Origin of the sequence: Shewanella colwelliana ATCC 39565 (assembly GCF_000518705.1) — a bacterium.
Taxonomy (GTDB): Bacteria; Pseudomonadota; Gammaproteobacteria; order Enterobacterales; family Shewanellaceae; genus Shewanella; species Shewanella colwelliana.
This window is the reverse complement of the sequence record NZ_JAEC01000024.1, coordinates 1-22,483: the sequence shown is the minus strand read 5'-3', so window position 1 is coordinate 22,483 and position 22,483 is coordinate 1. Positions and strand designations below refer to the sequence as shown.

Genomic DNA, 22,483 nt, shown 5'->3' with positions numbered 1-22,483 from the left:
CGGCATTTTATACTGATTTTTGTGTCACTATCTTCTTATCGTGGCAGTAATGTCGCTTTTTTTAGAATGATGTCGTTCACTGGAAAGTCTGGCCAGCCGAGCTTAGTATTTATTTGTGTTTCCACGAGTGACATCGCTTCGAGTATTTCCATTCCTTCAACCACTTCTCCGAACACCGCATAGCCCCAACGGCGCTTAGAGGGGTCTAGGCGTTTATTATCGCCAACATTAAAATAGAACTGCGCGGTGGCGGAGTGGGGGTCGTCTTCCCGTGCCATGGCAATAGTACCCAAGCCATTACTGAGGCCATTTCCGGATTCATTGATAATAGGTTCACCAAATGGCTTCTCTTCCAATTTAGGGTTGAGTCCACCGCCTTGTACCACAAACTCAGGGATCACTCGATGAAACAGGGTGTTGTCATAATGGCCTTTAACAACGTAAGTCAGAAAGTTATCTACGGTAATGGGGGCACGCTTGCGATCTAACTCAACAATGATTTTACCCATAGTGGTATCGAGTTCTACTTTGGGGTAGATGGTATCACTTTGTATGTCGATTGCATGGGCGAGACTGCTGACTGACAATATGATGAGAGAGAGTATCCAACGTTTCATTTTATCTCCTTATTATTGTTGAATGAACTGGTTCAATTCCGGATCGTTTATAATTTTACCTGTGAGATCCCCGAGCAGGTTATTCATTGCCAATTCTAAAGTAGCAAAGTCAGCGCTAAAAGGACCTGATACTTGGTTGCGCGCGGTATAGCGCTTAGTGAATGTTTTAGTGCTATTGCTGGCAATGACATTGATAATGATATTGTTGCTCGCCTCATAGCCTAAAGTGCTGTTGTTGACGTCCGTCAAAAGCTGCTCTAGCTGGAACTGCATATGTTGTGGCGAACTGGGGTCTATTTGGTAACCGGCTTTGGTGAAACCCGTCCTAAATACTTGCTCCAATTGCTGACGTGGTGCTTCTGATGGGCTCACTAATTTAGCGGCTTCCCCCTCTTTATTGAACCTGGCGATAAAGTTGGCTGAGCGGGTATCGATCATCTCAATGGCAATTGGGGCAAGACTATCGGCTTGCATCGTTACCGCGGGCAGTTGTGGATCTAATGCAATATGAGTTGGCATTTGGGTTGCGCAACCCAATAAAAGTGTCGCTGAAGCGATAAGCGGAATAAAACGTCTCATATAAGGAATGTGTGCTGATATAAAGGGTGGCATCAGCATACCAGAACTGAATCAGGTTTCCAGAGTTTAGCTTGCGTATCCCTATGCTCGGGGGACTTGGCATTTTAAGTGGTATCGTAGCGACAAGACCAGAATAACGCCTATGATGACACCCTCGAGTTTTAATCCCATATCGATGGCGAACTCATGCTGGCTATTGCTTGGGCAATTTCTGTTTTTCTACTGGCTATCGGCGTCGGCAATCGCCGCGTTTATTTGCTCTTTTAGCCATAAGGAAAGCGGATGGCGACGACTCTTGTTTGCCATGATTAAGGCAAAGTCGCCATTAAAAACGGGTAAGTCGGGGCAGATTTGAATCGCTTTAAAGTCGGGGCCAACCACTTTAGCGGTGCGCGCTGAACAGGGAAATAGCATATTTGTGTCCCTTAGCGCCTGTAAGATGATGCTGAGTTGACTGCTGCGTAACTGATTTCGAGGGAAAACATCATAATCTTTGAGCAGCTCTGTCGTGTGATTCTGTTGTTCATTCCAATTAGGGATAAGCTGTGAAGCTAGCGGATAGTGGTTAAAGTCTTCTGGCACAATTACCGATTGGTTAAATGGATGGTCTTTACGGCATAAGATCACAAAGCTATCGTGGTCAATTTTCTGTTGTACCAGTTGCTTAGTCACTTCGCTTGGAAAATAGTTAACTCCGATTTGGATGCGTCCATCGACTAACATATTTGGGGTACTGCTTTCCCAATTAACCAGGTGCAACTCGGCATTAGGGGCTAACTTGTTTATTCGCCTAATGAGTGGTGGTGCCAACCACTGTGAGATAAACCCATTGATGGCGACGGTGACCTTGCCATAGATATGTGCGGGATCGAAATCATTATTTCCCTCTAGCACGTCATAGAGCATATCTAATGCGGTGGGCAGTCTGGCACCTATCTCTTCGGCTTTTGAGGTAGGGGTTAGCCCATGTGCGTTACGGATGAAAAGAGGGTCATTAAAATGTTCACGTAAGCGACTCAATGCACGACTTACGGCAGGCTGACTAATATGAAGCTGCTCCGCTGCTTTACGGGTGTTCCTTACCTCAATAAGTACCCTGAGTACTTTGAGTAAATTCAAATCCATCTGTTGTTTCATATCGGCAACGTTGTTAGTACAGTCATTCACAAAGTGTATATCATCACTGTTAGTTATTCATTAAGTCCTAGCCGATGATGATAAAGTTTGTGGTGCTAAGCAGGAATAAGGCGTTTGTTAAGCACTCGTTACAATGAGGCTTTTATCTTGAACCATAAACCGTTAGAGTAAAAATTCAAATGAGAGCTTAGACATAGTTAACCATGACGATAAATGGTTAAGATGAAAACTAAGTCGTATATTAGCAAAAGAGCAAGGTAACGCCAGATACTATGAATAAATCTACAGCCATAGTTACTCAGCCAGCACCGGATAGCTTGATTCTACCCTCTGGTCAGGTCCAATACGGCCATTTTGATGGGCCAGCGCAGACGTTAGGCTTAGCAAATTTTCGCTATTTTGACTGTATGGACAAGCCTGCTGGCTGGTTAGCCAATTACTTTCATTTTAAGCAGTTTCAATTTGTTTCGGTTAAGACTGCACGCTATCTGATCGGTGTTGCCATTGCAGATATCCGCTATGTTGGCAGTGCATTCTGCTATCTGTATGACATTAAAGCCAACCGGCTGGTGGAAGTTACCTGGCTAAAATCCTTGGGGATGGGCTATAAGATGTCCGATTCGCCGGTATCTGGCGAAGCAAAAATAGCCAGTGGTAAAGGTCATATTTGTTTTAATTTACTCGATGGTCAATGGCAGATCTCTCTTGAGACTGCACAGTTGTCAGCGCAGCTTTCTCTTGAGGCTCCCGCCCTCTCTTTGCCGATGGCGATGTGTAATCCCACAGGTTATAACGGCTGGACCTATACGCAAAAGCACAACGGCTTGAAGGTGAAAGGAAGTTTATCGATTAATCATGAACCTCAGCCGCTCAATTGCGCGTTGGCAGGTTATGACTTCTCGGCGGGATATATGCGCCGCGAGACTAGCTGGCGCTGGGCGAGCATAAATGCACAAATTGGAGAAAGCACTATAGGGCTCAATCTTGCTGCGGGCGTTAATGAGACGGGGTGCAATGAAAATGTATTTTGGGTTGATGGAGAGCGCCATCTGCTAGGGCCGGTGCAGTTTGAGTTTTCGCGACAAAAAAGCAGTCCATCTCAATCGAGTTGGCGTATCAGCGGCAACGATGGTCAAATCCAATTACAGTTTAATGCTAAGAATTGCCGGCAAGAGAAGCTTAACCTGTGGCTGATAAAGAGTAACTTTAGGCAGTATATCGGTTATTTCGATGGTTTTATTATTGATAACAAAGGCCGCAAGCATGAGTTAACGCGTGTATTAGGCTTGACGGAAGATCACTTTGCTCGTTGGTAACCCTTTCAGCAATCAAATATAAAGGAATAATTAGATGGATTTTAATGGGCTGATTGAGCACCCAGAGATGCTATTGTTGGTGTTAGCACCGCTGTTTTTTATCTGTATTTTACTTGAATGGCTAATTGGCGATCGCGGCGGACGTTTACCTAAGAGTGCTCGCTACTACTTGCCAGAAGTGCTGTGTAACTTTTCTCTTGCGGGCCTGCATCAGGCAACCGATATTTTAACCGGGTTGCTGATCGCTAAATTGTACCTGCTGTTTTTTGGTTGGCGATTGTTTGATATTGATATGGGGGTGGCGAGCTTTTTGGCACTGATCGTGGCACAGGACTTCTGTTATTACTGGTTTCATCGAGCAAGTCATCGAGTGCGCTGGATGTGGGCCGCCCATGTGGCCCATCATAGCTCTGAGAATATGAACTTCAGTACGGCTTTTCGTCAAAGTTTAATGTATCCCTTAGCTGGCATGTGGTTATTTTGGCTGCCGCTCGTCGTTATCGGGTTTGACCCTAACTGGGTAGTCTTTGTGGTGTTATTGAACTTGGGCTTACAGTTTTTTGTTCACACTCAAGCGGTCAAAACACTCGGACCATTAGAATGGATTTTTAATACGCCTTCTCATCATCGCGTGCATCACGGTAGCAACCCGCAATATATTGATAAAAATTACGCTGGGGTACTGATCATTTGGGACCGACTTTTTGGCACCTATGTAAAAGAGGAAGAAACGGTTAAATACGGGATCACCAAGCCTGTGAATAGTTTCAACCCGCTGGTGGTCACGTTTAGCGAGTGGCAAGCGATGTTGCATGAGGCTTGTCGCCCCGGAATCTCGGTTAGAAAGCGCTTGCAGACATTGTTTGCACCGCCTGCGACGGCAAATGATGAGCCGTCGATAGTTGATGAGGTGCCAGCTGACCATAGCGCTGCCCATAAAATCTAAAAAAAGAGGCGCAAGCCTCTTTTTTGTCCTTAATTAATGTAACCACTGAGCTAATGGCTGGGTACTGTATTGTCAGTCATAGGGGCGGTATTGGCGCGTTTCTGTGCTTGTAAAATCACAAATTTTCCGTTAGCTGCAACAGTAGTACAGTTGTGAAATATACGTTTTAGCTTAACGTGGTAAGCCAAGTGTCTGTTGCCAACAACATGTAGAATGCCGCCATTGTCTAAGCGATGGTATGCATCTAAGAACATCTGCCAAGCGATATGATCGGTGATCGCTTCACCTTGATGAAAAGGGGGGTTGCATAATACCAGATCGGGTATGATCTTAGCATCGAGATGGGTTAAGCAGTCGTCCCAATTGAAGCTAACACTGTCATCGCAGGCGTCATCAATTTTATGACCGTTTAGTTGCCAGTTTTGCTGGGCAGAGGCGATAGCCATCTCTGAATCATCGACAAAGTGAATCTGTGCATCAGGATATCGCTGCTTCGCTCTGAGCCCTAATACGCCATTACCACAACCTAAATCGATCACGGACTTAAAATCGCCCGCTGGCATGTTTTCCAGCATAATGCGCGCCCCAATGTCGAGTTTATTGGCGGTAAATACATTGCTAAGGTTACTCAGGGTAAGCTGATACTCTGGCACCGTCCATCGGCTTTCGCTCGGCAGGGGTCTTTTTACTCCGTCACTAATGCAACTAATGACTCTGGTTTTCTTCCACGCCAAACTGGCACTGGCTTGCCCTAGGTGCTTAGCTATCACCGCCAATAATGATTTATTGATCGATTTCGCTTTGGCGCCAATCAGCACTTGGGTTCCTTGAGGCAAGGTCTGTGACAGTCTGTCGAGTTGGTGGGCAAAGTAGTTGAGATTCTTTGGCAGCTTCATTAATACTAGTTGAGTTGATGCTGGCAAGAGTTCACGACTATTGCACCATTGCACCCCAGTGGCATTTATACCATTGCATTCAAAATTATGTAGTGTGCCCAGTTGGCTGGTTTTTGCATCGGTTTCAATAGTGATTGCCCGACTGGGTTGATATTTAAGCAATGCGGTACTTAGGGCACCAAAGCTATCGTTAATGATTGCGGTAGGCACATCAGCCAACTTACGTTCCACAAGGTGTTTGAGCAGGTGTTCATCAGCCGCGTCCCAAGCTTGTAGATTAGAAGCTTGCTTAGCAGGATAACGATTAAGCGTGAGATCGATATCGACGGCGGAGAATTGAGTTGTCATGACAGTGCTGCTACCTTGAAATTTGGGCGCCGATTATCGCAGATTTACTATTATAGGTATAGTAAGCTGCCGTTGTTTGTTATGTGCGGCTATCGGCATATAAGCTATGTTCAATGACCACAGTGAGTCTTTAGGTGAAGCAGCAAGGTTTTAGTTTCGATTTGTCACAAAGTGCGCAAGCAGCGGCAGCAACCCAATGCCCAGCCCCTATTACTTTAGTTCGCGGCTTTCTGAACGTTGAGCAGCAGCAAGCACTCATGCAGGAGGCGCAACACTATCCCTTTGAACGCCCTCAAATCCGTGTTTATGGTCAATACCACCCAATACCGCGTAGCCAAGTATGGTTTGCCGATAAAGGGTGTGATTATCGTTATTCCAATCTGTTTATCGAGGCCGTCGATTGGCCTAAATATGCGCAGCGTTGCCGTGACATGTTAGCCAGGGAGTTTGGGTTACAAAGTAATGGGGTGCTGGTTAATCGCTATCGGGATGGTAACGACACCATGGGGTGGCACAGTGATGATGAGGTGGAGATAGAGCCAGGCAGTGACATAGCGTCGCTCACGCTTGGGGCGAGTCGTGATTTCCTTATTCGCCACAAACAGACAAAGGCGCGCTATACCATAGCGCTAACGAGTGGTGATCTGTTGATCATGCATTGGCCAATGCAGCAAGCTTGGCAGCATTCACTGCCTAAACGTAAGGCTGTGAGTGATTGTCGTTTAAATTATACCTTTCGCCAATTAGTGCCTAATTTTCACGCCACCGGATGAACTGTGGTGTGAAGAGTACTATTTGTAACTCAGTTCTCAATTTTGATGCGACGAATGTTCTATGCTCAAGAGAGTCGCTGGAATAAGTTCGCACCATTGCGTTGTTCATTATCTATATCGCTATAGTTAAAAGGAGTTGAGCATGAAAAAAGTATTTATCACAACCGTCACTGGTGAGGTGACCCCTGGAGTCGTAAAAGCCATGGCGAATGTCACCCGAGAAGTGGGGGGCGAGTGGGTAACAAGCAAAGTGATTAAGTTAGATACTTTGTTTGCAGCAATGATGAAGGTGAACATTGAAGAGAATGATGAAACGTCGCTTAAATCACGTTTTAACGCTGAGTTTCCAACATTGACATTTAGTTATGCGGAGCCAACGCAAGAGCTGAGTGCGTCTACCAGAACCTTGCACTTAAATGTCGATTGTGGCGATCGTCCAGGGTTGACTCGAGAGATTGTCGATATGCTATCGAACCTAAATTTGATCATAGAGCATATGGAGTTTAACCGCATGCATGTGTCGACCATTGGTCAAACGGTGTTCTCGTCCAAGCTCGCGTTGGCAGTGCCTGCAGAAGTGAGTAATGACAGTGTGGTTGAACTTCTTGAAGGGATAGCTAAAGACGCGCGTGTGAGCATTCTTGCTGCCTAAGGGAGTCGCTAATTGTGCGGCGGATTTGAGCCTTGCATTGAGACGGTTGACCTTTAGTCGCTGTCAAAGTAATCTGCCGCCATCGTTTTTGTACTCAAATTGAGACAACGTCTATGTCAGTTGAACAGAATATTACCGAAAAGCTTACCGCGGCATTATCACCGGTTCATTTAGAAGTGATAAATGAAAGCGATAATCACCATGTGCCACCCAATTCAGAAACCCATTTTAAAGTGATTATTGCCAGCGAGGCCTTTGAGGGTAAACGCTTAATTGGTCGCCATCGTAGCGTTAATGAAGCGCTTGCTGATGAATTTGCTCAAGGGCTGCATGCACTCTCTATGCATACCTTTACCCCTAGTGAGTGGCAAGCAGAAGGTAATGTTCCTGACTCGCCAAAGTGCAAGGGCTAAGCAAGCTTTAGTGACTGACTACTGTCGTTGGCATATTGTCATACAGTCGTCAGTCTAATTCACCTCATGTTACTTACGTAATGCTTTACAACCAATCATCCGTCACGCATATTATCCACTCAGTTATCCCTACATAATTACCGCTACTTTAGTCGCCTTAAGTCGCCAATATTGGAGAGAAAAATGCCGTTACTCGATAGTTTTACCGTTGACCATACACGAATGAATGCCCCAGCAGTGCGTGTGGCAAAAACGATGAAAACCCCAAAAGGGGATACGATTACGGTATTCGACCTACGTTTTTGTGTACCCAATCAAGAGATATTAAGCGAGCGTGGGATCCATACTTTAGAGCACCTTTTTGCCGGATTTATGCGTGATCATTTAAATGGTGATAGCGTGGAAATTATCGACATTTCACCTATGGGGTGTCGTACTGGGTTTTATATGAGCCTAATTGGCACGCCTGCTGAGTCAGTCGTGGCTGAAAGCTGGTTAGCGGCGATGGAAGATGTACTCAAAGTGAAACAGCAAAATGAAATTCCAGAGTTAAACGAGTTTCAGTGCGGCACTTATGAGATGCACTCCTTAGAGCAAGCCAAAGAAATTGCTAAAAACATTATTGCCGCGGGCGTGAACGTGAATAAGAACGATGACTTAAAATTGAGCGATGAGATCCTCAATGGTTTGTAATATTCGCCCATAATAAAAGAGCGACTAAGGTCGCTTTTTTTTGCGGCGTTAACTGAATTGCTGATCAACTTGATGGCCAGTTCATCATCAGCAATCTCACGATTTTAACTCGTGAACTGTATTTTTTTTGTTCAATCAGTGTTGGCGTCTTGTGACGTCCAGTATTGCCCGCTTTTATGGTATTTCCGACTACCTAAATGCATATAACCCTGCTAGGACAGGGGGCTAAATTAGTTTGGCATCACCTAAATCATATAAATTACATTAACTGTGATCTACTCCTCACTGTAAAAAAGCTCTGTTCCCTTTTAAAACACCCGTATTTTTCATAGCGATAACTAAATATTTACGGTAAAATGCGCCCGACCAGCGTGATTGCGATCGCATTTCTGTAATAAATCTGCGCTAGCTCAACGCGATAGGTTTTGTTTGAAATCTATCTCGTTTAGCAGGAACGCGACGCATTATCTTTCCTTCATAACGTAGTGCTTGTGGATATGATTACAATAAAGAAAGGATTGGACCTACCTATAACAGGTGGACCAGAGCAAGTTATCCATAATGGCCCAGCCATTAAACATGTAGCTACTTTGGGTGAAGAGTATATTGGCTTACGTCCCACAATGAAGATTAAAGTGGGCGATAAAGTGCAAAAAGGTCAGGTGATTTTTGAAGACAAAAAGAATCCTGGCGTTAAATATACTGCTTTAGCCAGTGGCACAATTTCAGAAATTAACCGGGGCGCACAGCGTGTTCTTCAGTCAGTTGTCATTGAAGTGGAAGGGGACGATAGCGTTTCCTTTGCTAAATATGATGCAGCGGCTTTAGACACTCTTGACCAGCAACTGGTGCGTGACAACTTGATTGAATCAGGTTTGTGGACCGCACTACGTACGCGTCCTTTCAGCAAAGCACCTAGCGTAGATTCATCTGCCGCTGGTATCTTTGTGACCGCCATCGATACTCAACCGCTTGCCGCCGATCCTGCCGTTATCATTAACGAGCACAAGGACGATTTTGCTAATGGCTTAAAAGTCTTAGCGAGATTGACGGAAGGTAAAGTTTATCTGTGTAAAGCGCCTGGTACTGATATCCCAGCGGCTAATGCGCAGGTTGAAGAGTTTGCCGGTCCGCATCCAGCAGGTCTTGCTGGTACGCATATTCATTTTGTATTACCAGCGTCGGCTAAACGTACTGTTTGGCAAGTGGGTTATCAAGATGTGATAGCAATCGGTCAACTATTTACGACTGGTGAATTAAACACTCAGCGTGTTGTTGCGGTTGCGGGTCCTAAAGCATTAAAGCCAAGATTAGTTCGTACAGTGGGTGGTGCATCAACTGTTGAATTAACTGCAGGTGAAGCTGCCGAAGGTGAAGTACGTATTATTGCGGGCTCAGTCTTAAACGGTAAAACCGCTGTTGGCGCTCACGCTTACGTTGGTCGCTTCCATAACCAAGTTTCATTGCTTGAAGAAGGCAGAGAGCAAGAGTTTATTGGTTGGGCTATGCCTGGTGCGAATAAGTTCTCTATTACTCGTGCATTCTTAGGGCACTTATCACCATCTCGTTTATTTAATATGACAACGAGTACTGGTGGTTCGGACCGTGCGATGGTGCCAATTGGTAACTATGAGCGTGTTATGCCTCTCGATATTCTTCCGACAATGTTACTACGTGACCTCGTTTCTGGTGATACAGACGGCGCGGCAACACTTGGTGCGTTGGAGTTAGACGAAGAAGATTTGGCACTATGTACTTTCGTATGTCCTGGTAAGTATGACTATGCATCATACCTACGCGACTGCTTAGATACGATTGTGAGGGAAGGCTAATGGGCTTGAAAGAGTTATTCAAAAGTATTGAACCCCAGTTTGAAAAGGGTGGTAAATACGAAAAGTTTTATGCGATTTTTGAAGCCGCATATACTGTCTTTTATACGCCAGGTCATGTGAACAAGGGCCGTACCCATGTTCGTGACAACCTAGACCTAAAACGTATGATGATTACGGTTTGGGCTTGTGCATTCCCTGCGATGTTTGTGGGTATGTATAACGTAGGTTTACAAGCACAAGACGCATTGGCTGCTGGCTTTGCCGCTCCTGATACGTGGCAAGTTGCTTTGTTCGGACTGTTTGGTACTGAATTGACTGCAAATTCAGGTGTCGCCGCATTGATGTGGTATGGCGCTTGTTGGTTCTTACCCATCTATGCCGTGACATTTGCTGTCGGCGGTATTTGGGAAGTACTCTTTGCATCAGTACGTGGACATGAAGTTAACGAAGGTTTCTTTGTTACCTCGATTCTATTTGCACTGACCCTACCCGCAACGATTCCATTATGGATGGTTGCACTGGGTATCACCTTCGGTGTGGTCGTTGCCAAAGAGATCTTCGGTGGAACTGGGCGTAACTTCTTAAACCCTGCGTTGGCGGGTCGTGCGTTCCTATTCTTCGCTTACCCGCTAAGCATGTCTGGCGACACAACTTGGGTTGTTGCTGCTGATGGTTTCTCTGGCGCAACGGCACTGAGCCAAGCAGCGCAAGGCACATTAGAATATGGCCTAACGCAAGACTGGTGGAATGCGTTTTTTGGATTCATTCCTGGTTCGGTGGGTGAAGTATCTACCTTAGCTATCTTGATTGGTGGCGCAGTTATCGTCTATACCCGTATCGCTTCGTGGCGCATCGTGGGTGGTGTAATGGCCGGTATGATTGCTGTATCACTATTGCTTAACGCGATTGGTAGTGACACTAACCCAATGTTTGCAATGCCTTGGTATTGGCACCTTGTGTTAGGTGGTTTTGCGTTTGGTATGATGTTCATGGCGACAGACCCTGTGTCAGCGTCATTTACCAATAATGCTAAATGGGCCTACGGTATCCTCATCGGTGCTATGGCTGTATTCATTCGTGTTATCAACCCTGCTTTCCCTGAAGGCATGATGTTGGCCATCTTATTCGCTAACCTATTTGCTCCATTATTTGACCATTTTGTGGTTCAGTCGAATATCAAGCGGAGGATTGCTCGTGGCTAGTAATAAAGATTCGTTCGGAAGAACACTGTTTGTTGTTATTGGCTTGTGTTTCATTTGCTCTATGTTCGTTTCGACGGCTGCAGTGCTATTGAAACCAGTTCAACAAGAAAACAAATTACTCGATAAGCAGAAGTACATTCTTGAAGCTGCTGGCCTGATTAATACCAAAGAAGGCAAAGTAGAGAAAGAGCAGATCCTTGAAACATACAATAAGTATGTTGAAGCTAAGCTGGTTGACCTGAAAACAGGTGACTGGGTAGAGGGTGATGCCGATACTTTTGATACAGAGAAAGCGGCGCGTACGCCAGCGACCTCTTTTGTACCGAAAAACGACATAGCGTCAGTTAAACGTGTAGCAAATGAAGCGGTGGTTTACCTTGTTCGTGATGATAACCAGCAACTGCAAACCGTGATTATTCCTGTGAAAGGTTATGGTTTGTGGTCAACGATGTTTGCTTTCCTTGCTGTTGAGCCAGATCTGAATACAATTCGAAGCTTGGTGTATTACAGCTTTACTGGTTCTGGTGAAACACCAGGTCTTGGTGGTGAAGTGCAAAACCCACAGTGGATCGCTAAATGGAATGGTAAGAAGCTATATAACGATAAGGGGGAGTTAGCGATTAGCGTAACTAAAAACCCAACAGTTGCAGCTTCTCCTTACGGTGTTGATGCATTATCAGGTGCGACGCTGACCGGTAATGGTGTTCAAAACTCACTGGACTTCTGGTTAGGTGAAGAAGGTTTTGCTCGCTTTATCGAAAAAGCTCGCAACGGAGGGCTTAGCTAATGGCTGATGCTAAAGAACTTAAACAGGTTCTCACTGGACCTATCATCAGTAATAACCCGATTGCTTTGCAAATTCTGGGTGTATGTAGTGCACTAGCTGTTACCGCTAAAATGGAAACAGCTATCGTAATGACCATTGCACTGACTGCGGTAACGGCGTTGTCTAACTTGTTCATCTCAATGATCCGTAACCACATTCCTAGTAGTGTGCGTATTATTGTGCAGATGACCATTATCGCATCGCTTGTAATCGTGGTAGACCAAGTGTTGCAAGCTTATGCTTACGATGTGGCTAAGCAATTATCAGTCTTCGTTGGTTTGATTATTACTAACTGTATCGTTATGGGCCGTGCTGAGGCGTATGCGATGAAGACCCCACCTTTGATGAGTTTCATGGATGGTGTCGGAAATGGTCTAGGCTACGGTGCAATCCTATTGTCTGTCGGCTTCGTACGTGAACTATTTGGTAATGGTTCATTGTTCGGTATTGAAATCTTAAGCAAGATTTCAGACGGTGGCTGGTATCAGCCAAATGGCCTACTGCTTCTGCCTCCTAGTGCGTTCTTCCTGATCGGTGCATTGATCTGGATTATCCGTACGATGAAGCCAGAACAAGTTGAAGCAAAAGGATAAGCATAATGGAACATTATATTAGTCTATTGATTCGTTCTGTTTTCATTGAAAACATGGCGTTATCCTTTTTCCTCGGTATGTGTACTTTCTTGGCGGTATCTAAGAAAGTTAAGACAGCTATAGGGCTAGGTGTTGCAGTTATCGTGGTACTGGCAATTTCAGTGCCTGTTAACCAAATAATCTATCAAGGTATTTTAGCGCCAGGCGCATTAGCGTGGGCGGGTGTACCAGATGCTGATTTGAGCTTCTTGAAGTTCATCACCTTTATTGGTGTGATTGCAGCACTGGTTCAAATCCTTGAGATGACATTGGATAAGTATTTTCCACCGCTTTATAACGCGTTGGGGATCTTCCTACCACTAATCACTGTTAACTGTGCGATTTTCGGTGCAGTGTCTTTCATGGTTGAGCGTGACTACAACCTGACTGAAAGTTTAGTGTTTGGTATAGGTTCTGGTATCGGTTGGGCATTGGCGCTTGTCTTGCTTGCTGGTATCCGTGAGAAGCTAAAATATGCTGATGTTCCTAACGGGCTGCGCGGGCTAGGTATTACCTTTGTTACCGCTGGTTTGATGGCTCTAGGTTTCATGTCGTTTTCTGGTGTGTCTCTGTAAAGAGACACCTAACGACGTCTTAATTTGAACCTTTAAGGATAAGTTAATGGGTATTCTTGAATCTACTCCAATCGATGTATATCTCGGTGTGAGTATGTTTACCGTGATTGTAACGGTTTTGGTATTAGTGATTTTGTTCGCTAAGTCAAAATTAGTTGCAAGCGGTGATGTCACAATCGGCATCAACGATGATGCGGGTAAAGCAATTAAAACAGCTGCAGGCGGTAAGCTACTTGGTGCACTCGCCGAGAGCGGTATCTTCGTATCATCTGCTTGTGGCGGTGGTGGTACTTGTGGTCAGTGTAAAGTACACGTTAAATCCGGTGGCGGTGATATTCTGCCGACTGAGATGGACCATATCAGTAAAGGCGAAGCGCGCGAAGGCTGTCGTTTATCTTGCCAGGTTAACGTCAAGAACGACATGGAGATCGAGTTAGAAGAAGAGATCTTCGGCGTGAAGAAGTGGGATTGTGAAGTTATCTCTAACGATAGCAAAGCGACCTTCATTAAAGAGCTTAAGCTGCAAATTCCAGATGGCGATTCAGTGCCGTTCCGTGCCGGTGGTTATATTCAGATTCAAGCCCCTGCTCACCATGTTAAATATGCAGATTATGATATTCCTGCTGAGTACCGTGGCGACTGGGAGCACTTTGGATTCTTTAATCTAGAGTCTAGCGTTGAAGATGAAACCATCCGTGCATACTCCATGGCGAACTATCCTGAAGAGGAAGGTATCATCATGCTGAACGTGCGTATTGCAACGCCTCCACCACGTAACCTGAGCTTACCTTGCGGTAAGATGTCATCGTACATCTTTAGCCTAAAAGCGGGTGATAAGGTGACGATTTCTGGTCCATTTGGTGAATTCTTCGCTAAAGAGACTGATGCGGAAATGGTATTTGTGGGTGGTGGTGCAGGTATGGCGCCAATGCGTTCACATATCTTCGACCAGCTTAAACGTCTTAACTCTAAGCGTAAGATAAGCTTCTGGTATGGTGCTCGTTCTAAGCGTGAAATGTTCTATGTTGAAGATTTCGATGGCTTAGCGGCAGAAAACGATAACTTCGTTTGGCATGTTGCACTGTCTGATCCGCAACCTGAAGATAACTGGGATGGTTACACTGGGTTTATTCATAATGTACTTTATGAAAATTACCTACGTGATCACGATGCGCCAGAAGATTGTGAGTTCTACATGTGTGGACCTCCAATGATGAACGCTGCTGTTATCGGTATGCTTAAAGATTTGGGCGTTGAAGATGAAAACATCCTTCTGGATGACTTCGGCGGTTAATCGTTAATTCTTATGATAATATCGCCCTGTATAGTGCCGAGAATCAACCGCTAGGTTGGTTTTCGGTAACCGAATCAGGGTTGTTATTGAGGAATATGGTCAACATGTTTAAGACCTTTTTAAATGGGTTAGTCCTTATCGGACTAGCCTTTTTTATTTCAGCATGTACTAAACCTGCTGAAATGATCTCTCTGTCGGGCCAAACGATGGGGACGACATATCATATTAAATTCGTGGGCGGCGATCGTATGCCTGACGAACAGCTGTTACAGGCTGAGATCGATCTTGCGCTAGAGAAAGTCAATGATCAGATGTCGACTTACCGCAACAACTCAGAACTCTCACAGTTTAATCAGATGTCTTTATCGTCCACAACAGAGGTCTCTAGTGATACTGCGCTAGTTATTCAGGCGGGGATAGACCTGTATAACAAGACGGATGGTGCATTAGATATTACCTTAGGTCCGCTGGTTAACTTGTGGGGCTTTGGTCCAGACAAGCGACCGACAAAGGTGCCCAGTGCAGCCCTTATCGCAGAGACAAAAGCCAAGACGGGAATAAAATACCTCTCAGTCGATGGTCAACGTTTGAGTAAACGTAATGCAGATTTGTATGTCGATCTGTCATCCATAGCAAAAGGTTTTGGTGTCGATAAAGTGGCTAGCTTGCTTGCCAAGTACCAGCCTAAAGGCTATTTGGTCGAAATAGGCGGTGAGTTAAGCCTTTATGGCGTAAAAGCCGATGGCAGTGCATGGGTCGTCGCTATTGAGCAACCCGATGTTGATGAGCGCCAAGTTCAGTTAGTGATTAAGCCGGGCAATATGGCAATGGCGACGTCTGGCGACTATCGTAACTATTATGAAGAAGATGGTCAGCGTTTTACGCATATCATCGATCCTCGTAATGGCTATCCTATCGATCATCGGTTAGCCTCAGTGACCGTTTTGCATCCTCAAAGTATGATTGCTGACGGCTATGCAACCGCAATGATGGTGTTAGGCACTGAAGCCTCGCTGGCATTAGCGAACGAGCAGCAGTTAGCGATTATGCTGATTGAGAAGAAAGCTGACGGCTACAAGGTCTATTATAGTGATGCCTTTAAGCCATTCGTAGGTTTGTGATAGAATGACCGCGCTGTGCAGCCCTTTTTGATGATAGGCAGACGGCGCCAAACATTCGTGTAGCAAAGCATCTAAATCGATCAAGGGTTTACATGCAGTTGGAGTAAGTGATGAGCACTTTTATAGCGGCTTTTGTTGTATTACTACTATTTTTCGTATTGATGTCGATTGGCTATATCGTCAAGCAAAAGTCAATTGCGGGAAGTTGTGGCGGCCTTGGTGCCCTAGGAATCGACAAAGCCTGTGATTGCGATGATCCCTGTGATAAGCGCAAAGCCAAAATGGCGGAAGAAGAGCGTCGTGAAAAACTGACCAAAGATCGCATCATCTAAGTTATCTCGCTCAATGCGATAATGATTAAAGGCTCCTATGTGGAGCCTTTTTTGTGGCTGAGCTATGGGAACGCCAGTGGTGTTAACTATGGCATTTATCTAGGTTGCTGAATCCTGTGAATTTTCGATGATAATGGATAACACCGCCCCTAATTGTTCAGCAAAAATGAGCTAGTGCTTTTGTAAATCATAATGAAAATAAGAATGATTGACTTTGGTAAGTGGCTGAAAGTCAATGTTTAATTTGTTATCGCTTGTTTTTTGAGCTAGGCTGTTTATTGATTTAGATCAATAAAAGGATTTCAAATGAAAGGCCATCCCAATGTGATCAGGCAGCTTAATAAGATGTTAACGTTTGAGTTGACGGCGATTAATCAATATTTTCTCCATGCACGCATGTATAAAAATTGGGGCTTAGAAGAGCTCAATGAAAAATGCTACAAAAAGTCGATTCAAGATATGAAGCATGCAGACAAGCTTATTGAACGTGTGCTGTTTCTCGAAGGACTTCCCAATCTGCAGCAATTAGAAAAGTTACGCATCGGCGAAAAGCCTGAAGAGATGTTGCATTGCGATAAAACCATGCTCGAAGAGCAACTGGTTGAGCTTCGCGGGGCAATCTCCTTATGTGAAACAGAGCAAGATTATGTCAGCCGGGAGATCCTTGAAGATCTGCTCGAAGATGAAGAGGAATACCTAGATTGGATTGAAGCACAGCAAGGCTTAATTGCGATGACAGGTATTCAAAACTATTTACAAGCACAGATAGAGTCAGAGTAGGAGCTAAGCGATGAAAGGTAATCAAGCAGTGATAGACACACTTAATCAACTCCTGACTGGCGAGCTATCGGCAATGGACCAATATTTCGTTCATGGCTTGATGTATGACGACTGGGGGCTCACTGAACTTCATGAGCGCATTTCACATGAGTCTGATGATGAGCGAGAGCATGCGAGAAAGCTGGTTGAGCGTATTTTGTTTCTAGAGGGAACTCCCGATGTTGCCAGTCGTGAAGCCCTCAATATTGGTAAGAACCCGCAAGAGATGCTGCAAAACGATCTTAATTATGAATATCAGGTCGCGGCTAACTTACGTAGCGCGATTGCGCTGTGCGAACAAAAAGAAGATTTTGTTTCACGTGAGCTACTAGAAGTCTTGCTGGAAGAGACTGAATCAGATCATATGTATTGGCTTGAGAAGCAACTAGGGCTTATCGATAAGGTAGGCCTGCAAAACTACCTACAATCAAAAATGTAAATGCAACATAACTTTATATCTGCTGTTGTTGGGCGGCGATGGGAAACTTTCGCTGCCCTTTTTATTGAGCAGAAAAATCTCTTATGGCCTAATTGAATACTGTTTAAATATACAGTATTCTTGCCGTGGAGGTATCGAGATTGAAAAAGTTTATTCATGTAGATATGGATTGTTTCTATGCTGCGGTAGAGATGCGTGATTTTCCTGAATTGAGGGGCAAGCCCATTGCGGTAGGTGGGCGTAGCGATCGCCGTGGGGTGATCAGTACATGCAACTATGAAGCGAGGCAGTTTGGCGTGCGCTCAGCAATGGCGTCGGCCTATGCACTGAAACTGTGTCCAAACTTGATACTCGTCCCCGGCAGAATGAGTGTATATAAAGAGGTCTCAAGCCAAATACGCTCGGTGTTTGCCCATTATACCGATCTGATAGAGCCTTTATCGCTCGATGAAGCCTACCTTGATGTTACTGACTGCGAGCAACATAAAGGCTCTGCGACATTGATTGCCGCCGCAATTAGGCAAGATATCTTTGAGCTGACAGGCCTCACTGCATCGGCAGGCATCGCCCTCGTGAAGTTTTTAGCCAAAATCGCCTCCGACATGAACAAACCCAATGGGCAGTATGTGATAACACCCGATAGGATTGAAGGCTTCGTTAAAACCCTGCCGTTGATTAAAATACCTGGGGTGGGCAAAGTCACTGCTGCCAAACTTGAACAGATAGGCTTAGTGACTTGTTTAGATGTGCAGCAGTACCCTAAACAGGCGTTACTTGAGCGGTTTGGTAAATTTGGCAGCGTGTTAGTAGATAGGGCTTATGGTATTGACCCTAGAGGCTTATCACTTAACCGAGAGCGCAAGTCAGTCGGCGTTGAGACGACTCTAGCAAAAGATATCTATACCTTTGAGCAGTGTAAGTCAGTGATGCCGCAGTTGATCCAGGAGCTTGGCGCGCGTTTAAGCCGCAGTGCTAAAACCCGTGGTATTCATAAGCAGGTGGTTAAACTTAAATTTGATGACTTTAAGCAAACCACCATAGAACATCGCAGCGATGCACTGTCTGTGAAGTTGTTTTACGAGCTATTATCTCAAGCCCTTAATCGCAGAGAAGGGCGCGGCATTCGTTTGCTTGGTGTATCGGTGGGGTTAGAGAGTGCTGCTGTCATTTCTGACAGCGAAGATGAAGTGAATACAGCGCAATTAAATCTCGGGTTTTAGGGTTATTCCTTTATTCCTTTATTCCTTTTGCGTGTTGCCGCTGATGGGATGGTTATTGGTTATGTTTGTTTGAAGTTATACCTTCAATGGTCGTTAATTGCCTGCCGCAGACCTTATGTGCAAGCGCTCTTTTGGCTCGCTGTGAATATGTCCCTATACGCTCCACGGCGGCATCTGACGTGAATGGATTCACAAATGCCGCGATGAAATGGATGTCAGAGAGCGGCCATGCCATCAACGTCCGCAGCTGCATCTACACTAGGTTATTTTCTCTCTTCGTTTTAGCTTCATTTGCTGTGAGTGGCGAGTAAAAAGCTAAGGTTTTTTTGCCCCAAAGTGTGCTGGCCTTGGAATGAAGGCCGATTACATTTTTTGGTTTAGCTTCTGGCTGAGTTGGTATTGGTTAGTTTGTATGAAGGTTATTCCTTTATTGTTATCTATCGCTTCCCTGCGAGGGTATGTGCAGATACTTCTGCTCCACGCCGTGAATCCATCCTTGGAGGCTCGACGATGGCATCCCTGCCATCAACGTCCGCAGCTGCATCTACACTAGGTTATTTTATCTCTTCGATTTAGCTTCATTTGGTGTGAGGGCGAGTAAAAAGCTAACGTGCTTTTGCCCCAAAGTTAGCTAGCCTTCGAATGAAGGCCGATTACATTTTTTGGTTTAGCTTCTGGCTGAGTTGGTATTGGTTAGTTTGTATGAAGGTTATTCCTTTATTGTTATCTATCGCTTCCCTGCGAGGGTATGTGCAGATACTTCTGCTCCACGCCGTGAATCCATCCTTGGAGGCTCGACGATGGCATCCCTGCCATCAACGTCCGCAGCTGCATCTACACTAGGTTATTTTATCTCTTCGATTTAGCTTCATTTGGTGTGAGTCGCTAGTTCAAAAGCTAACATGCTTTTGCCCCAAAGTGTGTCAGGACGGGATTGACCCTAGTTTCAAACATCTGCTGTTTGACTTACTTTCCCTCATGCCCAGGGCTCTAACTCTATGGCCAAATTAGCTAATCCACTACACCTCCCCCCCCCAAAAAAAATAATGCATGTGCTCAACAAGACTACTATACCGTCGGCCATAAGAATTCTTTGATTGTTGAAAATTTCCCCGTCTTAACCAAATTCGGGTCTCTGTAATTCATATTCTTATCGTATTCAATCATAGATAATCTGCTTGCACTAACTTATTCAGTACCTAGTTTTTTATCGGAGTACCTATGAAATCGATCCCCAAATTATTAACTTACGCGCTGTGCACTTCTTTCACGCTTCCTGCGTTGGCAGAATCACCACTAGATTTCCAATTCCCGCGAGAATGCCGATTAACAGAGGCAGGGTATCCAGTCCCCTTATGTGGACAACCAATAACTAAACACAATGTTATTTCAAAAACTGACGGCGAGCATCGTCAATATTCAGAGCACTTTATAGCAGGGCAAGAATCAATCGAGCTTGATGAAATGCGAATAACGACAATCGGCTCTGGTAACCCACCTGTACGTATGGGACAAGCATCCACAAGTTGGTTAGTAGAACTTGGAAATGGTGATAATTTCATCTTTGATGTAGGGGGTGGAACAGTACCAAATCTCTGGAGTCTTGGTTTACCTCACGATTCATTGGATAAAGTCTTCGTCACTCACTTACACTTAGACCACGTTGGCGGAATATTTAATTTATGGGATTCAATGGGCTGGGGGCGCAATGCACCTTTAAATGTGTATGGATCTTCTGGTCATAATCCTGAGCTGGGAGTTGCAAGCTTTGTCGAGCATGTTGAAAAGGCGGCGGCTTGGCATGTACTTAGTAAAACCGGGATCGCCGCAAATGAAGGCATGCAAATCCAAGCCCATGAATTTGATTACTCGAAATTTAGCCCCGAAACGCCGAAACAGTTAGTATATTCAGAAAACGATGTGAAAATATATGCGTTCCCGGTTGATCATATTCTGGTTGGTTCAGTGGGTTATCGACTAGAGTGGAATGGGTTATCAATGGCATTTACTGGCGATAGTGAGCCTACAACACATGAAGCTGAAATGGCGAAAGGTGTAGATGTGTTCATCCACGAGCTGTTTATTGATGCTCCAACATTTTCAGACAAAAACAATATGCCTATAGAAGTCGCTGAGAATATTGTGCATAAACATACTTCAGCAAGTGAGCTTGGAGAAATATTTACAATTTCTAAGCCTGGTTTAGGGGTAGGAACGCATTTCTTCACTAATGAAGATACGATTGATAGGGCCTTTAAAGGACTTGTCGAGTCATATGGTGGCCCAGTTGCTATTGCTCAAGATCTTATGGTTATTAATGTAACTAAAGAGCAAATTGTCACTAGAATGGCACGAACAGATTTGTTGAGTTGGTCTGCACCATCTGAGCCTGGTGAAGTGACATTTGATGAAAAACCCACGGAAGGGCTAACGCCTAAATGGGTATCCGACACTCGTTTGTAACAATGAACAATATATTGGCTTGATCATGTAAAACTTAAAACGCCCTGACAGGGCGTTTTTTAGCGATAAAAGAAAATGTTGTTTAGCGTTAGGGCTGTTCAACAGAGTTAAAAAAATCTTGCAGGGTTTGATGTAAGTATTGATTTAAAGGATAGCTCCTACGTGTTTGCAGATACCCACCAATAATATCAAACCGTTTATGTTCATCCGCAACTAGTGGTAGCGGATGAACGTCTAAATCTTCTCCCAATTCGGCTACATAACTGCTGGAAAAACAAATCGCGTCGGTTGTTTTTACGGTATGCAACGCCGCTTTGAGACTGTGTGTTTTCAGTACTACATTAGCTTGATACCCTTTTAATTGGTAGATGTCGTGTAGCGCGCTTTTGTCGTAGTTGACACCTGCTAAATAGAGTTGAACAATAGGTAATTCATGAATTCTTTCCCACTCATTCCCTTCTTTTAAAACTGGATGATTCTTTCTAGCAAGAATTCCTGAAGTCACGGTTTTTACATGGTGGCTGTAAATATCTTGAGGGAATGGAAAGTTTGAAATTTGTAAAGCATAATCAATTTTTCCATTTAACATATCTCTTAAAGACTGATTCTGCCAAAAGTCTAATTCGACTTTCGCATTTGGAAGCTTAGAAAAAAGCAGTTTTATTAACCGTTCTCCGAACACTTCTAATATGTAAGTATTAACGGAGATCGACACGGTGCCACGAAACTGAAATGGTTCGAAGTTACTAAATGAATCAATAACTTTTGCGACAGGGTTGAGCATTTCTACGGTAGCTTCGGAAAGCTGGATTGCTAATTCAGAGGGTTCGATGCCGTGCGCTTTTCTTAGAAATAGGTGGTCTCCAAACGTTTCTTTAAGCTTTGCCACACCACGACTCACACTGGTTTGTGAAATACCCAATATTTCAGCAGTTTTGTAGGTATTCCGAGTTTCAACCAGCACTTTCAACATTCTGAGTAAGTTCAAATCCATTTCGGTCAGTGCTTTGTCCATTAAACTTCCCTGATAAGTGAAATATCGACATTGTATTGTAGCTGTATTGAACGCTATGTAGTAATGATGTGGAACAAATATGCTGAGTTCGGCCCATGAATGATTAATAATGGCTGGCTTTGATTTTTATTAGGCGTAAGAATATCAGGCAAGCGTTTTACCTGTGGCGGCTTGACGATGTTGAGCCACTCCCAGTGTTGGTAGAGCACATGGCGATAGAAAAACTGCAGGCCGTTACGGTCGAGCTTAACCGTGCTCCATGAGTGTGATGCAATCAGTTGAGCAAAGTAGCGCTTCAAATCGTCGGTGCTCAGGTTATCAGGGCAACAGTCAAAGTAAGCAG

General features: G+C 44.6%; 24 protein-coding genes. 18 read left to right on the top strand and 6 right to left on the bottom strand.

Going from position 1 to position 22,483, the window contains the following annotated elements; all coding sequences use genetic code 11:
• Positions 1-35: 35 nt before the first annotated feature.
• The 3 genes from L876_RS0111485 to L876_RS21640 all read right to left on the bottom strand — a co-directional run bounded on the left by L876_RS0111485 (position 36) and on the right by L876_RS21640 (position 2,321).
• Positions 36-617: a peptidylprolyl isomerase gene (locus L876_RS0111485; protein WP_028763946.1), complete on the bottom strand. Its 582-nt coding sequence runs from the start codon at positions 615-617 to the stop codon at positions 36-38.
• A 12-nt stretch (positions 618-629) separates the two neighbouring features.
• Entirely contained in the window at positions 630-1,229 is a 600-nt protein-coding gene (locus tag L876_RS0111480; RefSeq protein ID WP_373316141.1) for a YajG family lipoprotein, read from the bottom strand.
• Between the two features lie 186 nt (positions 1,230-1,415).
• On the bottom strand, positions 1,416-2,321 hold the full coding sequence (locus L876_RS21640) for a LysR family transcriptional regulator (RefSeq protein WP_245686987.1): 906 nt from the start codon (positions 2,319-2,321) through the stop codon (positions 1,416-1,418).
• 284 nt (positions 2,322-2,605) lie between these two features.
• Between L876_RS21640 and L876_RS0111470 the strand changes: the two genes are divergently transcribed.
• On the top strand, positions 2,606-3,649 hold the full coding sequence (locus tag L876_RS0111470; RefSeq protein WP_028763944.1) for a DUF2804 domain-containing protein: 1,044 nt from the start codon (positions 2,606-2,608) through the stop codon (positions 3,647-3,649).
• 34 nt (positions 3,650-3,683) lie between these two features.
• Positions 3,684-4,595 carry a sterol desaturase family protein gene (locus L876_RS0111465; RefSeq protein WP_028763943.1) on the top strand — a complete coding sequence of 304 codons (912 nt, stop codon included), beginning with the start codon at positions 3,684-3,686 and terminating at the stop codon, positions 4,593-4,595.
• Positions 4,596-4,645: 50 nt separating this feature from the next.
• Here the strand turns inward: L876_RS0111465 and L876_RS21635 are convergent, their stop codons facing one another.
• Entirely contained in the window at positions 4,646-5,839 is a 1,194-nt protein-coding gene (locus tag L876_RS21635; RefSeq protein WP_051413094.1) for a methyltransferase, read from the bottom strand.
• A gap of 134 nt (positions 5,840-5,973) precedes the next feature.
• Between L876_RS21635 and L876_RS21630 the strand changes: the two genes are divergently transcribed.
• From L876_RS21630 to gntH, 16 genes are all read left to right on the top strand, one after another.
• On the top strand, positions 5,974-6,612 hold the full coding sequence (locus L876_RS21630; RefSeq protein ID WP_037428547.1) for an alpha-ketoglutarate-dependent dioxygenase AlkB family protein: 639 nt from the start codon (positions 5,974-5,976) through the stop codon (positions 6,610-6,612).
• Positions 6,613-6,754: 142 nt separating this feature from the next.
• Positions 6,755-7,264, top strand: coding sequence for an ACT domain-containing protein (locus L876_RS0111450; RefSeq protein ID WP_028763942.1), 510 nt, complete (start codon positions 6,755-6,757; stop codon positions 7,262-7,264).
• A 113-nt stretch (positions 7,265-7,377) separates the two neighbouring features.
• Positions 7,378-7,677 carry a BolA family protein gene (locus L876_RS0111445; protein WP_028763941.1) on the top strand — a complete coding sequence of 100 codons (300 nt, stop codon included), beginning with the start codon at positions 7,378-7,380 and terminating at the stop codon, positions 7,675-7,677.
• A gap of 183 nt (positions 7,678-7,860) precedes the next feature.
• Complete coding sequence (gene luxS, locus L876_RS0111440; RefSeq protein ID WP_028763940.1) at positions 7,861-8,370, top strand: S-ribosylhomocysteine lyase; 510 nt, start codon at positions 7,861-7,863, stop codon at positions 8,368-8,370.
• 497 nt (positions 8,371-8,867) lie between these two features.
• Positions 8,868-10,202 (top strand): Na(+)-translocating NADH-quinone reductase subunit A, encoded by a 1,335-nt coding sequence (locus L876_RS0111435; RefSeq protein ID WP_028763939.1) that lies wholly within the window; start codon positions 8,868-8,870, stop codon positions 10,200-10,202.
• Entirely contained in the window at positions 10,202-11,404 is a 1,203-nt protein-coding gene (locus L876_RS0111430; protein WP_028763938.1) for an NADH:ubiquinone reductase (Na(+)-transporting) subunit B, read from the top strand. Before L876_RS0111435 ends, L876_RS0111430 begins: the two co-directional genes overlap by 1 nt.
• The gene (locus tag L876_RS0111425; protein ID WP_028763937.1) at positions 11,397-12,191 is read left to right on the top strand and encodes a Na(+)-translocating NADH-quinone reductase subunit C; all 795 of its coding nucleotides are present in this window, start codon (positions 11,397-11,399) and stop codon (positions 12,189-12,191) included. The genes L876_RS0111430 and L876_RS0111425 overlap by 8 nt, the downstream gene beginning before the upstream one ends.
• Positions 12,191-12,823, top strand: coding sequence for an NADH:ubiquinone reductase (Na(+)-transporting) subunit D (locus L876_RS0111420; RefSeq protein ID WP_028763936.1), 633 nt, complete (start codon positions 12,191-12,193; stop codon positions 12,821-12,823). Before L876_RS0111425 ends, L876_RS0111420 begins: the two co-directional genes overlap by 1 nt.
• Before the next feature lie 5 nt (positions 12,824-12,828).
• Positions 12,829-13,437 (top strand): NADH:ubiquinone reductase (Na(+)-transporting) subunit E, encoded by a 609-nt coding sequence (nqrE, locus tag L876_RS0111415; RefSeq protein ID WP_028763935.1) that lies wholly within the window; start codon positions 12,829-12,831, stop codon positions 13,435-13,437.
• Positions 13,438-13,483: 46 nt separating this feature from the next.
• A complete protein-coding gene (nqrF, locus tag L876_RS0111410; RefSeq protein WP_028763934.1) occupies positions 13,484-14,731 on the top strand; it encodes an NADH:ubiquinone reductase (Na(+)-transporting) subunit F in 1,248 nt (415 codons plus the stop codon).
• 104 nt (positions 14,732-14,835) lie between these two features.
• The gene (locus L876_RS0111405) at positions 14,836-15,852 is read left to right on the top strand and encodes an FAD:protein FMN transferase (protein WP_028763933.1); all 1,017 of its coding nucleotides are present in this window, start codon (positions 14,836-14,838) and stop codon (positions 15,850-15,852) included.
• Between the two features lie 110 nt (positions 15,853-15,962).
• Entirely contained in the window at positions 15,963-16,184 is a 222-nt protein-coding gene (gene nqrM, locus L876_RS0111400) for a (Na+)-NQR maturation NqrM (protein ID WP_028763932.1), read from the top strand.
• 306 nt (positions 16,185-16,490) lie between these two features.
• Positions 16,491-16,964 carry a bacterioferritin gene (gene bfr, locus L876_RS0111395; protein ID WP_028763931.1) on the top strand — a complete coding sequence of 158 codons (474 nt, stop codon included), beginning with the start codon at positions 16,491-16,493 and terminating at the stop codon, positions 16,962-16,964.
• Positions 16,965-16,974: 10 nt separating this feature from the next.
• Positions 16,975-17,442, top strand: coding sequence for a bacterioferritin (gene bfr / locus L876_RS0111390; RefSeq protein WP_028763930.1), 468 nt, complete (start codon positions 16,975-16,977; stop codon positions 17,440-17,442).
• A 140-nt stretch (positions 17,443-17,582) separates the two neighbouring features.
• Positions 17,583-18,662 (top strand): DNA polymerase IV, encoded by a 1,080-nt coding sequence (gene dinB / locus L876_RS0111385; protein WP_028763929.1) that lies wholly within the window; start codon positions 17,583-17,585, stop codon positions 18,660-18,662.
• Positions 18,663-19,883: 1,221 nt separating this feature from the next.
• Positions 19,884-21,125: a guanitoxin biosynthesis MBL fold metallo-hydrolase GntH gene (gntH, locus tag L876_RS21625; RefSeq protein WP_051413093.1), complete on the top strand. Its 1,242-nt coding sequence runs from the start codon at positions 19,884-19,886 to the stop codon at positions 21,123-21,125.
• Positions 21,126-21,213: 88 nt separating this feature from the next.
• Here the strand turns inward: gntH and L876_RS0111375 are convergent, their stop codons facing one another.
• Positions 21,214-22,140, bottom strand: a complete 927-nt coding sequence (locus L876_RS0111375) for a LysR family transcriptional regulator (protein ID WP_028763928.1) — start codon at positions 22,138-22,140, stop codon at positions 21,214-21,216.
• 53 nt (positions 22,141-22,193) lie between these two features.
• The coding region (locus tag L876_RS21620) for a phage integrase N-terminal SAM-like domain-containing protein (protein ID WP_211237662.1) at positions 22,194-22,483 on the bottom strand (290 nt) is incomplete at its 5' end.